11 protein-coding genes are annotated in these 14048 nt (G+C 62.4%); 1 reads left to right on the plus strand and 10 read right to left on the minus strand.

Annotation, left to right across the window (positions count from 1 at the left end):
- Window positions 1-45 precede the first annotated feature (45 nt).
- The 8 genes from A6V37_RS27675 to A6V37_RS27710 form a co-directional block, all read right to left on the minus strand.
- The gene (locus A6V37_RS27675) at window positions 46-870 is read right to left on the minus strand and encodes a glycosyltransferase family 25 protein (protein ID WP_242665949.1); all 825 of its coding nucleotides are present in this window, start codon (window positions 868-870) and stop codon (window positions 46-48) included.
- Window positions 870-2144: a flippase gene (locus tag A6V37_RS27680; protein ID WP_244174056.1), complete on the minus strand. Its 1275-nt coding sequence runs from the start codon at window positions 2142-2144 to the stop codon at window positions 870-872. Before A6V37_RS27680 ends, A6V37_RS27675 begins: the two co-directional genes overlap by 1 nt.
- A 39-nt stretch (window positions 2145-2183) precedes the next feature.
- On the minus strand, window positions 2184-3428 hold the full coding sequence (gene wecC / locus A6V37_RS27685; RefSeq protein ID WP_064271610.1) for a UDP-N-acetyl-D-mannosamine dehydrogenase: 1245 nt from the start codon (window positions 3426-3428) through the stop codon (window positions 2184-2186).
- 31 nt (window positions 3429-3459) lie between these two features.
- Window positions 3460-4608: a non-hydrolyzing UDP-N-acetylglucosamine 2-epimerase gene (gene wecB, locus A6V37_RS27690; RefSeq protein ID WP_064271611.1), complete on the minus strand. Its 1149-nt coding sequence runs from the start codon at window positions 4606-4608 to the stop codon at window positions 3460-3462.
- A gap of 94 nt (window positions 4609-4702) precedes the next feature.
- The gene (locus tag A6V37_RS27695) at window positions 4703-6913 is read right to left on the minus strand and encodes a polysaccharide biosynthesis tyrosine autokinase (RefSeq protein WP_064271612.1); all 2211 of its coding nucleotides are present in this window, start codon (window positions 6911-6913) and stop codon (window positions 4703-4705) included.
- Window positions 6914-6916: 3 nt separating this feature from the next.
- Window positions 6917-7354, minus strand: coding sequence for a low molecular weight protein-tyrosine-phosphatase (locus tag A6V37_RS27700; RefSeq protein ID WP_064271613.1), 438 nt, complete (start codon window positions 7352-7354; stop codon window positions 6917-6919).
- Window positions 7351-8457, minus strand: a complete 1107-nt coding sequence (locus A6V37_RS27705; RefSeq protein ID WP_479724543.1) for a polysaccharide biosynthesis/export family protein — start codon at window positions 8455-8457, stop codon at window positions 7351-7353. The genes A6V37_RS27700 and A6V37_RS27705 overlap by 4 nt, the downstream gene beginning before the upstream one ends.
- A 134-nt stretch (window positions 8458-8591) precedes the next feature.
- A complete protein-coding gene (locus A6V37_RS27710; protein ID WP_064271614.1) occupies window positions 8592-10007 on the minus strand; it encodes an undecaprenyl-phosphate glucose phosphotransferase in 1416 nt (471 codons plus the stop codon).
- A 460-nt stretch (window positions 10008-10467) separates the two neighbouring features.
- Here A6V37_RS27710 and A6V37_RS27715 point away from each other — a divergent pair, with 460 nt between their 5' ends.
- On the plus strand, window positions 10468-11445 hold the full coding sequence (locus A6V37_RS27715; protein ID WP_064271615.1) for a 2-dehydropantoate 2-reductase: 978 nt from the start codon (window positions 10468-10470) through the stop codon (window positions 11443-11445).
- A gap of 105 nt (window positions 11446-11550) precedes the next feature.
- On the opposite strand, the gene A6V37_RS27720 is transcribed toward A6V37_RS27715, so the two are convergent.
- Window positions 11551-13002 carry an aldehyde dehydrogenase family protein gene (locus A6V37_RS27720; RefSeq protein ID WP_064271616.1) on the minus strand — a complete coding sequence of 484 codons (1452 nt, stop codon included), beginning with the start codon at window positions 13000-13002 and terminating at the stop codon, window positions 11551-11553.
- 60 nt (window positions 13003-13062) lie between these two features.
- On the minus strand, window positions 13063-14037 hold the full coding sequence (locus tag A6V37_RS27725) for a LysR family transcriptional regulator (RefSeq protein ID WP_064271617.1): 975 nt from the start codon (window positions 14035-14037) through the stop codon (window positions 13063-13065).
- Window positions 14038-14048 lie beyond the last annotated feature (11 nt).

The raw sequence follows: 14048 nt of genomic DNA on the forward strand, positions 1-14048 counted from the left end.
ACCGCAACACTGCTTTGAACGCTCCGCCGCTGCGGCCAAACCGCGTTACTCATGACGCGCACCCGATGCGCCGTTGAACAACAGTGCCCACCGAAAGCCAACCACGCTCCAGCGAGCCGCGGTGCGCACGAGGCGCAGCGGCCCAAGCACAGCACCACGCCACACCGGCCTGGGGGCCGTACTTGCTTTACGCTCGCGCTCTATGCTGCTAGGCAACCGTTCGAAGTCTTCCCATACCGCGTAGGGGCGCAGTTCGACCACGCGCGCTCCGCCGTGATCCCGGTGCCAGGGCCAATCGTCGAGCAATGCGCCGATCCGCCCGTCCGTATAGGCGAGTGCATGGCGAGCCGCTTGCGCGGAGATCCAGTAGCCCACCGACCCCGAGGTCCACTGCTTGAACGGCACGCCGACCCGAAGTCCGGCCACGACCGCGGCCCGCCTGAGCGGCTCGTTGAAGTAAGTCCACGACGATGCGGCGCGCCGCAACTTGGATCGTCCCAGCAGCACGATGTCCGCCTGGGCCGCCAGTTCGGACTCGTTCGCCCGCAACACGTTCGTGAAGAATGCCGGTTCGAGCATCGCGTCATCTTCAAGAACCACGGCGGCACGCCCCGTATCCGCGATCTTGCGCCACACCGAACGGTGGCTCATGAAACACGCCACTTCGGCGCAGGTCAACGAGCGTCCATAGCGGCGGCGCGCTGCCTCAGCGTCATACGCCGCATTCAGTTCGCCTGGCGCGAGGGTTTTCCCGTCGACTGCGTCCTCGATGTGAAATACCGCACCACGGTCGGCCAACAACCTGGCAATCGCATCGCGACGACCTGAACGCAACAGCGATATGACGTGAACGGGTGCACGGCTTTCCATCATCGGCTCAACAATTGGGTAAAGTGGTTGCGCAATGACGACCTGCTCAGAATCATCGACACATAAATAGCGAGCAACACCGCCTCCGCCACGAGAAGAGACCACGCCGCGCCTTCAGCGCCGAACCGTGGCGTCAGAACGATCGCCAGCCCGACGTTCAGCACACCGACGGCCAACATCGACCAGGAGCGGGAACGCGCGCGCCCGAACGGCACCAGCACCTGGAGTCCAAGGAAATAAGCCAGGTTGCCGAAGACGGTCACGAGGCAAAGCAGCCTGAGCAACGATGCCGAGCCCGCATAGCCAGCGCCCAGGATCAGCGTGGTGAGTGGCGCCGCGATATAGCCAATGACAGTCGCCCCGGCAATTGTCGTCACCACGGTGGCAACCGCGCCCAACACAGTGAGACGCGCAGCCGAGCGAGGCTGCGCCGTGAATAACGACGCAATACGCGGATAGCACACCGTATTGATCTGCGCCGGCACCATGTTCGCGACGGTCTTTAGCTTGTCGGCCGCCGTATAGACGCCCACCTGATACGGCGTGGTCATGGCGGCAAGAATGACCGCGTTCGTTACGCCGAAGAGACTCACCGAGGCCGACGACACGAACATGTCGGCGCTTTCCCGAATACGCTGCCGGACCGAGCGCGCCGACACGCATGGACGGTGCAAAACACCAAGACGCCAGGCGGCGATCAGCGAAAACAATCCTGTCAGAACCGCCGCCGATCCCTGAATTCCTGCAGCGAAAACGACGTCGCCACTGTGACGCACAAAGACGAACGTCAGCGGCAATGCCGAGAATCTTCCCGCCAGCGCTACCGTTGCGAAGACCGAGAACCTCTCCAGCCCTTGCAACAGCCAGTTCAACGTAAATACGCTGCCGAAGACCGTGAGCCATGCCGCAAGGAGCACCGGATAGACGGCAGCGAGCTTCCTATCGATTTGTGTGTTGCACAAACAAGCTTTGGCGGCCATCGTCGACCAGACGAGTTCGTTAAGCGCCTCAGGTTGCCCCCTGCGCTCGACGACTGCCTTGGGGCCGCTGAGAAAGAATCCCCATTCGGTCACGATCAGCCCGTAGGTCGCAACCGCCGTCGCATAGCCCAGCACGCCGAATTGCGCAGCACCGAGCACGCGTGTCAGATACGGAAAGGTCGCCAACGGCACGAGGTAGTTGCCGACCTGCCACACCATCATGGCGAGGAAGTTCGAGCGGAGGCGCGAAACCTTCGGCACCGTCATGGCGCGTGCCGTTTCCGGTGCGTTCACGCGATGCCCCGGTATTGACGCAAGCAGCGCCGCGCCCAATTACGCATGAGCCAACACGCCACGCGTATCGATCACCACTTTCGCCTGGAAGCGAACCGGATCCACACGGCGAAACTGAGCGTGATCGACCAGAATGACGATGATGTCCGCCTCCAGCAGCGCCTCGCTCAATTCGCAGAGACGAACCTTGCCGTCGAGCGACGGCGGCAGCACTCGCACGTTCGGTTCAACCGCAACGACCTGCCCGGCGAACCGCTCCGAGAGTTCCTCGGCAATCTCGAGCGCGGGGCTTTCGCGCAAGTCATCGATATTCGCCTTGAACGCCAGTCCCAGACAGGCAATCACCGGATCCTTGAAGCGCCGCGCCGCGCGCTCGACGCGGTCGATCACATAGCGAGGCTTGTCGTCATTGACGGTTCGCGCCGTACGAATCAGGCGCGCCTGTTCCGGCGCGGAGTCCACGATGAACCACGGGTCGACCGCGATGCAGTGACCACCCACACCCGGTCCGGGCTGCAGGATGCTCACACGCGGATGCCGGTTCGCGAGCCGGATCAGTTCCCACACGTTGATGTCCAGCTTGTCGCAGATCACCGAGAGTTCGTTGGCGAAGGCGATGTTGACGTCTCGAAACGAGTTTTCCGTGAGCTTGCACATTTCGGCCGTCCGGGCGTCGGTCAGAATGCAGTCGCCTTGCACGAAATTCTGATAGAGCGTGCGCGCAAGTTCGCCACAGCGTGGCGTCATGCCACCGATCACGCGATCGTTCTCGACCAGTTCTCGAATCACATGACCGGGCAGCACCCGCTCCGGGCAGTGGGCCACGCGAATATCGGATTGCTCGCCGGCCTGTTGCGGAAAGGTCAGATCTGGACGAAGCTGCGCCATCCAGGCGGCCATCTGCTCGGTCGCCCCGACCGGCGAAGTCGATTCGAGGACCACGAGGTCGCCCTTCTTGAGTACGGGTGCGATCGCCTGGCTCGCCGACTCGATGAAACGCAGGTCCGGCTTGTGGCCGTCCGAGAACGGCGTCGGCACGGCGATCAGAAACGCATCGGCTGGTTCCGGCGTGACGGTGGCGCGCAAATACCCTTGAGTCACCGCGGCGTGCACCAGCATATCGAGCTCCGGCTCGACAATGTGAATGGCGCCGCGATTGATTGTGTCGACCGCGTGCTGGCTGACGTCGACGCCAATCACGCGTTTGCGTCGCGCCGCGAATACGGCAGCCGTGGGGAGTCCAATGTAACCGAGGCCAACCACCGAGACAGTTTCAAAATTCATGGTATTTATTGAGTAATCAGATTGTGTCCGGTCAGGCCGCGAGCGCCGGAGCGAAACGTGGTTCAAGTAGCGCTTGCGCAATGCGAGCGCAGGCATGTCCGTCGCCGTACGGATTGGCACGCACGCTCATCGACCGGTAGCTGTTTTCGTTGCTCAGCAACTCCGATACGCCATCGACGATCTTCTGTTCGTCTGTTCCGACGAGCTTGACAACGCCCGCGTCCACGGCCTCCTGGCGCTCGGTCGTGTCGCGCATTACCAGCACCGGCTTGCCGAGCGACGGCGCCTCTTCCTGAACGCCGCCGGAATCGGTCACGATCAGATAGGCCCGGTCCATCAGGCAAACGAAGGGCAGATAATCGAGCGGCTCGATCAGGTGTACGTTGTCGATGCCTTTGAGAATGCGGTTAACCGGTTCGCGTACGCCCGGATTGAGATGGACCGGGTACACGATGTCCACGTCGGGATGCGACCTGGCGATTCGTGCCAGCGCGGTACAGATGCGCTCAAACCCGCCGCCGAAACTCTCGCGCCGGTGTCCCGTCACCAGAATCAGACGCCGATCCGGCGGCAGTACCGGAAGGTGACGCTGCGCTTCCTCGCGCAAGCCGGCGTCTTTCGTGAGCCGTTCGCGCACATGCAGAAGCGCATCGATCACCGTGTTGCCCGTCACCAGGATGCGATCGTCGGGCACGTTTTCCGCGAGCAGGTTTCGTCTGGAGCGCTCGGTCGGTGCAAAATGCATGTCCGCGAGTACGCCAGTCAGTCTGCGGTTCGCTTCCTCGGGCCAAGGCGACAACAGATCGCCCGTTCGCAGCCCTGCTTCCACATGACCAACCGGCACCTGCTGATAGAAAGCGGCAAGACTCGCGGCGAACGTAGTGGACGTGTCGCCATGCACGAGCATCATGTCCGGCCGGCAATCCTTCAGTACATCCCGCATGCCGAGCAAGATCGATCCGGTAATGTCATAGAGATCCTGATTCCGCTTCATGACGTTCAAGTCGAAATGCGGACGGATCTGAAACAACGTCAGAACCTGATCGAGCATCTCCCGGTGTTGTCCTGTCACACAGACAAAGCAGTCGATTCCCGGCGTGCTCTTGAGCTGCCTCACGAGAGGCGCCATCTTGATGGCCTCCGGACGGGTGCCGAAGGTAAGCAGAATTCTCTTGTTCATAAACAGGCTGTTTTTCGATCGCGCACCGGAACGCACGGCGATACGGTGTTCACGGTCGGCACCAGGTGGTGCGATAGTGGTTTGTCCAAGGCGATTACGAACTCTTCTGCGGGCCGTACTCGGAGAACGCACCGTAAGTACTGGCACGTTGCGGCACATCGTTCAGCAGCACACCGTCGACCGCGCGGCCCGCGCTGCTGAGCTGTCGCATGCTCTCCTGAAGCTCGGCAGCCGAATGACGCCCGTGCCGGACAACGAGCAAGGTCAGTCCCGCGTGCTTGCCAATCAGCACCGGATCCGTCACGGCCAGCACCGGCGGCGAATCGACAATCACCACGTCGTACTGCCGGCTGAACTGCGCGAGTAATGCCCCGAACACGTCGCTCATCAGCATTTCCGCGGGACTCGAGGCGATGCTGCCGCTCATCAGCACGTCGAGATTCGGCAGCACCTGACGATGAACCGCGCTATTGGGATCTGCGCCGCCAATCACATCGGAGAGCCCCGGCTTTCTCGGTAACGCAAAATACTCATGCACGTCGCCCCGGCGCATATCCGAGTCGATCAGCAGCACGCGTTTGCCACCCGCGGAAAGCACCGCGGACAAGTTCACCGACATGAACGACTTGCCGACATCCGGCCGCGGTCCGGTCAGCATCACGATGTTGTTGTGCGATTTGAGCAGGCCGAACTGCAACGCGGTTCTCAAGCTGCGGATTCCTTCCACAGCTACGTCATCGGGCCGCGCCACAGCGAGCACGTTCAACCCTGCGGCACCGCTACGGCCGGATCGCTGCAATGTCTGCTGGCGCGCGCTTCGCGAAACGATCGCGTACACCGGCACGCCCACCGCGCTTTCGATTTCAGAAGGCGTTTCCAGACCGCGATTGAGCGCACTGCGTACAAACGCGATCAAACATCCGAGCATCAAGCCAATCACGCCAGATAGCACGATCACCAGCGCTTTCTTCGGCCGGACGGGCTTTTCAGCCACTTCCGCGTAATCGACGGTGTGCACGTTGCCCAGTTGACCCGCCTTCAGAACACGCAGCTGCTGCGTGCTATCCAGCAGCTTGGTGTACAGATCGGTGTCGACCCGCACGTCGCGCATGAGCCGAAGCGCCTGCTGCTGTACGCTCGGCAGTGACGCGACCTTCTGATTGAAGCCGTTCTGCTGTTGCTCCAGTTCACCGATTTGCCGGTCGATTGCCTGCACCGAGGGATGCTCCGCCGTGTACCGCTGCGCGAGCGCCGCGCGTTGCTGCTGCAATTCGATCACCCTGGTTTTACCGTCGACGATCGACTGCAAAAGCAACTTCCCTTCGGTCTCCAGATCGACTGTGCCGTTCTCCGCGCGAAACGCGTTGTATTTCGCCTCGGCCTGATCAAGGTCGGCCCGCAACTGAGGGAGCTGTTCGCTCAGGAATTGCAGCATCTGTTGCGCCTGAGCGGACTTGCTGTCCACATTCCGTTGGACGTAGATGCTTGCGACACTATTCACGATAGCCGCGGTCAGAGCGGCATCGGCGCCGTCCAGCTTCACGGAAACAATGCCTGACTGCTTCGCCTTCTCGCCGATATCCAGGGCGAGCTGCAAGTCCGCAGTCGTCAGCTGCGTCGATGCCCGGGTCAGGTGGAACGACGTGCCCGCACGAGCAGTCATCTGCTCAATACGCAACTGCACCGGCCCATACGGTGTCGTGCCCTGCACCATCGCGCCGACGCGGCCGTGCAACACCATCCGACCGTCCGGATCGCGAAGATCAAAGGTGTTTTCTGCCCCAACCATTAATTTGAAAGGCTTGTCGTAGAGCCGTGACGGGATGTCGAATTGTGTGACACCCAGACGCTCGCCACCCCACGCGAAACGGCTCATCCCCAGAACGGGATCTGCGAGGACGCCCGGTGGCGCGTGTCTGGCGATCAGCGCCCCGATCAACGGGAAACGCTGTGGCGTCGCCTTGACGTCGAGACGCAAGCTCCGGACGGCCTCCTCGACCACTTTGCGCGAACGGATCAGTTCGATTTCGGCGTCGGTCGATGCCTTGTCCTGAAACAGTGAAGCGAGGTCGCCCAGCTTGTCATTGAGCGTGCTGCTGCCGGCGTCGCTATCGACCTGGATCATCGCATCCGCGCGATACATCGGCGTGCTTAAGAATGCATAGGCCATACCTGACATCAGCGCTATCGTCACGACCAGCGCAATCAACCGCCGGCTGTCGACAAAGAGCGCGACCAGGTCGGACAGCGCAATGTCTTTATCGCCCGGCGCTTGTCCGGAAAGTTCTTGATGGAGCAATTTCATGATTCAATGAGCCAGCCGTGCGATGTCGTCACGCCATTGCGCAATGCAATGTTCGATTTGTGCGAAGGCGAGCTCAAACACGACACGATGCCGTCGATAGGGATCCACAATGTCAAGCTGCTCGTGCTCGCCGAGGCGGAACACCTTGCCTCGTGCTGATGGAAAGCGACTGAGAATCTGATCACGCTGGCTAGCCGTCATGGTCAGCACCACGTCCGCTGCGCGCACGTGTTCTTCGCTCAGCGCCCGAGCGATGTGCTGGCTGATATTCATCCCGCGTTCTTGCGCAAGCTGAATCGCGAGCGGGTCCGCGTGCCTGCCAACAAGCGCCCGCGTACCCGCCGAGCTCACCAGTACAGACGGCAGTGCATGCTCGAGAAATGCACGCGCGACCGGGCTCCGGCAAATATTGCCCTCGCACACCATCAGAATCCCGGTCATTTCGCGATCACCCCTGCGGTGAGCCCCGTGTTGATCAACGGCATCAACAGGGTCAGCACACGGTTGAAGCGAACGAGCCCACTGCCGTCGACGTACACGACGTCTCTCGACTGCAGTTCGAAATCTCTCGCGAGCAGCATCGCGACGGGCGACTGGCCGTTGAGATGAAACACCTGTGGCGTCCCGCTCGGCGACCGGCGGATGATGAACATCTGCGCCGCGTCGGCAGTCGCGGAGTTCACGCTGCCCGCCTGCAGGAGCGCGTCCGCGAGCGTGATCCGCCCGGTTCTGCGCGGAATCGCCGAGACCGGCTTGTTCACTTCGCCCATCACGTACACGTCGTTGTCGTCGCGCGACATGACGCGCAGCAAATCGCCGGATTTCAGATAGAGACCCGACGGACTCGATCCCTGCGCCAGCATCTGCGTCAGATTCAGGGGATGCGACTGGCCGTTGCGCACCAGCACGAGATCGCTCTGATCCGCGCTTTCATTGAAGCCGCCAGCGCGGCTAACGGCTTCATACAGCGTCATGGGCACGTCATTGAGCGCCTGCGCGCCGGGGCTGCGGACCTCGCCATCGACATAAACCTGATGCGCACGGTAAGACGCCATCCGCACCGTCACCTGAGGCTTGACGAAGTATCTGGCGAGCGCATTGCTCAGCCGTTGCTGTATCTCCTCGGTACGCAGACCGGCCACGGGCAACGTGCCCGCGTACGGAAAGCTCAGGTTGCCGCTCTGATCGACAATGAAACCGGCCAGCGGATCGCCGGGCCGCGGCGACGACTGCGTCTGCGACGAACCAAGCGCGGCCGCCAACTCCGGGTGATCCCAGACGACGATTTGCAGCACGTCACCGGCTCCAACCGTGTAGGCCTGCGGCACTCCGGACAGCAACTGCGACAGCTCGCGCTGTTGCTGTTGACGGTTTTGCGCCATGCGCGAAATCAGCGCGGCGTCGACCTCGGTGATCGCAATGTCCGGCGTACCGGGTGTTGCATTGACCTGCTCACTCGCTGCGCCTTCGGTGGTTTCACCGGCATGGCTCAAGGTATCGACAAGGCCGGGCGCTGCCTGCACGCGCGACGTGTCCATCCGCATACCGGGCGCCACTGCACATGCACTGGTTAGCAGCGCTATCGCTGCCATCACAACACCAAGCCGATAGGACGGTCTGGCCGGAGTTACCGCTAACATCGTGTTCAACCTATTCTTCAAAAGGGCGTGCCGTAGGCTCAATAAGCATTGCGATGCCGCAATCCTTTCATCACCGTCGCCAGGACGATGCGCATGTCCAATCCAAAAGACCAGTTGCGCAAGTAGTAAAGATCGTGCTCCACGCGCGCCTGCATTTTTTCAACCTTGTCGGTCTCCCCGCGAAAGCCATTCACTTGCGCCCACCCGGTGATGCCGGGTTTGATCCGGTAGCGATGGATATAACCGTCGACAATGCTGCGGTACTGGTCGTCATGCTCTATCGCATGCGGCCGCGGACCGACCACCGACATCTCACCGCGCAGCACGTTCATGAACTGCGGCAACTCGTCGAGGCTCGTGCGCCGCAAGAACGCGCCGACGCGCGTGATCCGCGGGTCTCCGCGCGTGGCCTGACGAACTACGCCGGGCAGTTCCGCATGCGCGCGCATGGAGCGAAACTTGTAGATGCTGAAGACGCGGCCATCCACCCCCTTGCGCCGTTGCGTGAACAGCACAGGTCCCTTCGAGGTCGCCTTCACGGTGAGCGCGATCGCGAGCATCACCGGTGACAAAGCCAGCAGCGCCACAGCGGCAAAGACCCGGTCGAACGCCGCTTTCTGCATCAAGGCGTACGGTGTCATGGGCGAAGCCATCAGATTGATGGCCGGCGCGCCGATCAGGTCGATCACGTTCCGGTCGAACATCACCAGGCTGCGCACGTCGGGAATAAACCGCAAGTTGACGAGATCACCACTGAATTCGTCCATGATCGTCAGCACCGTGTCTTCTTCCGACATCGGCAGCGCGAGCCACACCTCGTCGATCTCTTCGCGGCGCACCCAACCGGCAAATTCACGCAGACGCCGGAAACCCGGCAATCCGGGGGCATCAGGTTCACGTTCCGGTCGCGTATTGAACGCGGCCACCGCCCGAAAGCCCGCGCCCGGCGAGGCCACGATGTTGGCGATCACACTGTCGCGATGCGCTCCCGCGCCCACTACGGCGACCGTGCGCAAATTTCTCCCCGCGCGTCTCATTCTTTGGAGCGCGGCATGCACCATCAGCCTGGATGCGACGAGCCCCGCCGCCGTAATCGCCGTCCAACTCGCAAACCAGAGTCGCGATACGGATGCCGCGTCGTGCACCAGGTACATCATGGCCAGTCCGCAGACCTGCACGACGACCCAGCCGAGCACGAGGTTGACGCCCAGACGCAGTTTCGAGCGACCGCGCCACGAGTCGTACACGCCGAACCACGGCAGCAGCAGAACGGCAAACACCATATCGAACGCCACGAAGGCGACTTCGAGAATCGAATGGCCGGTGTCAGGTGCGAACCTCAGCGACGCCAGAACCGCGCCCAGAGCAATCAGCATCACATCGAGCATGCGTGCGAGGACGCTCTCCATGTCCGCGGCGTGACGGCCCGCGGGTTGACGAATCACAGTGTGCATGCCGCTCGACCTAAAACCCGAACACGCCGCGAAGGCGCCTTGTCGCCTCGACGACATACGATTCATGCGCCAGCGCCACATACGTAGACACAACGAGATAGTTCAAATCAATCCACAGTTTCTTAGCATTGCTCTCAAACAGCCTTATGCAACGCAGAGCGAACGCCTCACTTCTTAAGGAAGGCGAATTCTGAGCCCAAGACCACTTCTCAGAATTGAGAAATTTCCCAACGCACTGTGGTTTTTGTAGGTGGGCAAATACGCCGTCCTGGCGAGTACCACACTCCCTTCGCTGTCTTCAGGCGGCCCGACATCTATAACCAATACGTAATGCATCAACTGAGAAACTTTAACTATCTGTGATTGACGTGCCCCCGTATGCTCAAGCAATGACCCGCCGCCGCGCGCAGCGCGAGACGGTATCGGGATAGCGATTTCTTATCGTTACAGGAGGGGCATCATGAAGATCTGTGTCTTCGGGGCGGGTGCGATCGGCGGCTTGATGGGTGTGCAGCTCGCGCGCGCCGGCGCGGATGTGAGTTTCGTCGCGCGCGGCCCCCATCTCGCGGCGATGCGGGAACACGGCGCGCGTCTCATCATGGACGGCGAAACGTTCAGCGCGCCGGTCCGTTGCACGTCCGACCCTCACGAACTCGGCGTGCAGGACTTCGTGATCATCACGCTCAAGGCGCACTCTCTGCCTGGCGTGGTCGACGCCATGCAACCGCTGCTCGGCAAGCACACAGCGATCGTCACGGGCGTGAACGGCATTCCGTACTGGTATTTCTATCAGCACGGCGGCAAATTCGCGGGCACGCGCCTCACCAGCGTCGATCCGGACGGCGGTCAATGGACGAAGCTCGGCCCCGAACGCGCGATCGGCTGCGTGCTGTATCCCGCGGCGGAACTCGTCGAGCCGGGTGTCATCAAGCATGTGTACGGCAAGAAATTCCCGATCGGCGAGCCGAGCGGCGAGCGCACGCCGCGCATTCAGCAATTGCACGAGATCATGCAGGCGGCCGGTTTCGAGGCGCCGATCCGCGACAATATCCGCGACGAGATCTGGCTCAAACTGTGGGGCAACCTGTGCTTCAATCCGATCAGCGCTTTGACGCATGCCACGCTCGACGTGCTCACCAGCGACCCCGGCACGCGTGCAGTATCACGCACCATGATGCTCGAGGCCAAACGCATTGCCGATCAGTTCGGCGTGCATTTTCGCGTCGACGTGGAAAAACGGATCGACGGTGCCGGCGCGGTCGGGGCGCATAAGACCTCGACCCTGGTCGATCTGGAAAACCGTCGCCCGATGGAAATCGATCCGCTATTGACGGTGGTGCAGGAGATGGGCCGCCTCGTCGCGGAGCCCACGCCGACTATCGACGTGGTGCTGGCGCTCATCAAATTGCGTGAGCGGATGGCATTGCAGGGGGATTGAAGCTCTGGCAGCTCCGTCAGAAGGTTTTCGCTCGCAGCTCGATTGTCCGCAAGCAGGCACAAAGGATCGAACACCATGCGTGTCCGATCCTTTTCTTCTGTGACGCTACTGGTCGATCGCGAGCCACACTGCTTTGGGCTCCGTAAAGTTCTCGATCGCGACATCGCCGTGCTCGCGACCGAATCCTGAATCACCGGACCCGCCCCACGGCAAACGCACATCGGTATAGCCATAGGTGTTGATCCATACGGTGCCCGCTTTCAGATCCCGTGCAACCCGGTGTACCCGGCCGATGTCCGCGCTCCACACACCCGCTGCGAGGCTATACAGCGTACCGTTGGCGATCCGTATCGCGTCGGCTTCGTCGTTGAAACGGATCACGCTGGCCACCGGCCCGAAAATCTCCTCCTGCGAAATGCGCATTTCGTGCTCGACGCCGGCGAACACGGTCGGCTCCACGAAGAAGCCGCGCTGGCCCACGCGCGCGCCGCCGGTAACGAGCGACGCCCCTTCGGCGCGCCCTGTCTCGACATAGCCCAGCACCGTCTTCATCTGCGCCGCGGAGATGAGCGGCCCCATCGCTGTCTCGCGCGCCGACGGATCGCCAACCTTGATCGACTTCGCGCGCGCGGCGAGCCGCTCGACAACTTCGTCGTAGACGTCGCGATGCGCGAGAATGCGCGAGCCCGCCGAACAGACCTGACCGGTGTTGAAAAACACGCCGGCCGCCGCGGCCCGCACCGCGTTGTCGAGATTCGCATCCGCGAAGATCACGTTGGCCGACTTGCCGCCGAGTTCCAGCGTGACGCGCTTGAAATTGCCGGCGGCGCCCTGCAGAATGCCGCGCCCCACGGAGGGCGAGCCCGTGAACGTTACCTTGTCGACGCCGGGATGCGCCACCAGTGCATCGCCGACCACGCGACCCTTGCCGGTGACGATATTCAGCACTCCCGGCGGAACACCCGCTTCGAGCGCGAGTTCCCCAACGCGCAGCGCGGTAAGCGGAGTGATCTCCGCAGGTTTGACGATCAGCGTGCAACCGCACGCCAGCGCCGGCGCGATCTTCCACATACCGATCATCAGCGGGAAATTCCACGGCACGATCGCCGCGACCACGCCGACAGGTTCGCGCAACGTGTAGGTCAACGCATCGGGACGCACGGGCACGATCTGGCCGGTGATCTTGTCGCACCAGCCTGCGTAATATTCGAGCGTGTCGATCACGGCGGGAATGTCCTGACGCAGCACCGCGGCGATCGGCTTGCCGGCGTCCAGGCTTTCGAGCGCGGCAAGCTCCTCGAGATTGGCGCGTATCAGGCCGGCAAAGCGCATCAGAATGCGGCCCCGCTCGGCCGCCCGTATGGCGTTCCAACCCTTCAACGCCGCGCGCGCCGCATGCACCGCGGCATCGACATCGGCGGCGCTGCCTTGGGCCACCAGCGCAATCGGCTCCTCGGTAGCCGGGTTGATGTCGACGGAATATTCGCCGGTGCCGGGCGGCAAACGCTTGCCGTCGATCAGCAGATCATGGCGCCTGAGGTCGGTTTCAGTATCCATCATGGGGCTCCTTGCAGGGGTGATTGGCGTAGGCTGGGTGGTACGGGGCCAAAGCTGAAGTCAGAGTTCGTGGAGGACGGCGCCGTCGCGCGCGGCAACGGGCGATGCCGGGGTGGTCGTAGCGGTGTTCGTGGCGGAGGGCGCCGCGCTCGCCGGTGCGGCGAACTGCGCCCAGGCAGCCGCGGCGTTGGGTCGAAGCGAACGGTTGCGGCGCTGCACGAGCAGCGTCGCCAGATTCATCTCGGGCGTCAAAGGTCGGCTGACCAATGAAGCGCCCACCGTGGGCCAATGGGCATCGACGGGTAAAACGCCGACGCCGAGGCCCAATTCGACCATGCGCAGCACCGCCGCGACATGTCCGAGCTCCTGCACCTGCCGCCGTTTCAAGCCATTCGCGCTGAACGCCGGTTCAAGCGCCGTGCGTACTCCCGCGTCGGCATTCAACGTGACGAGCGCACACTCGCGCAACGCGCTCCATTCAACGCTCGCCTCCCCCGCCAGCGGATGCGTGGGGGGCATCACCGCATGAAACGGAGTCGTGAAGATGGTTTGCGCATGCAACACGTCGCCGGCGAGCGGCTCGGCCAGCGAGACCACGCCGAAATCCGCCTCGCCTTGCTCGACACTCGCGAGTACACCGCTTTGCGGCAGATCCTTGACGGACACGATCAGCCCGGGAAAAACCGCCGCGCATCGTGCAAGCCCCTGCGCCACCCAGCTCGACGACAACACCGGATTGCTCGCCAGCACCACCACGCCGGTATGGCCGTCGTGAGCGGCCCGTTCCTCCCGCAGCGTCAGTTCGATGTCGTCAAGGAGACGCCCGATCCTTCGCACGAGGCTCGCGCCGGCATGCGTCAGCTCGACCTGGCGCGTGGTGCGGTCGAACAGTTTCAGCTCGACCGCTTCTTCGAGCTCGCGCACGCAACGGCTCACGGCCGACTGCGTGAGGTCGAACTCGCGCGCCGCGCGCGTGAAGCTCCGCTCACGCGCGACGGCGACAAACACCTTGAGCTGCTGCAGCGAAACGTTCATGACGTCATGGT

It is taken from the genome of Paraburkholderia ginsengiterrae (genome assembly GCF_001645125.1).
GTDB lineage: Bacteria > Pseudomonadota > Gammaproteobacteria > Burkholderiales > Burkholderiaceae > Paraburkholderia > Paraburkholderia ginsengiterrae.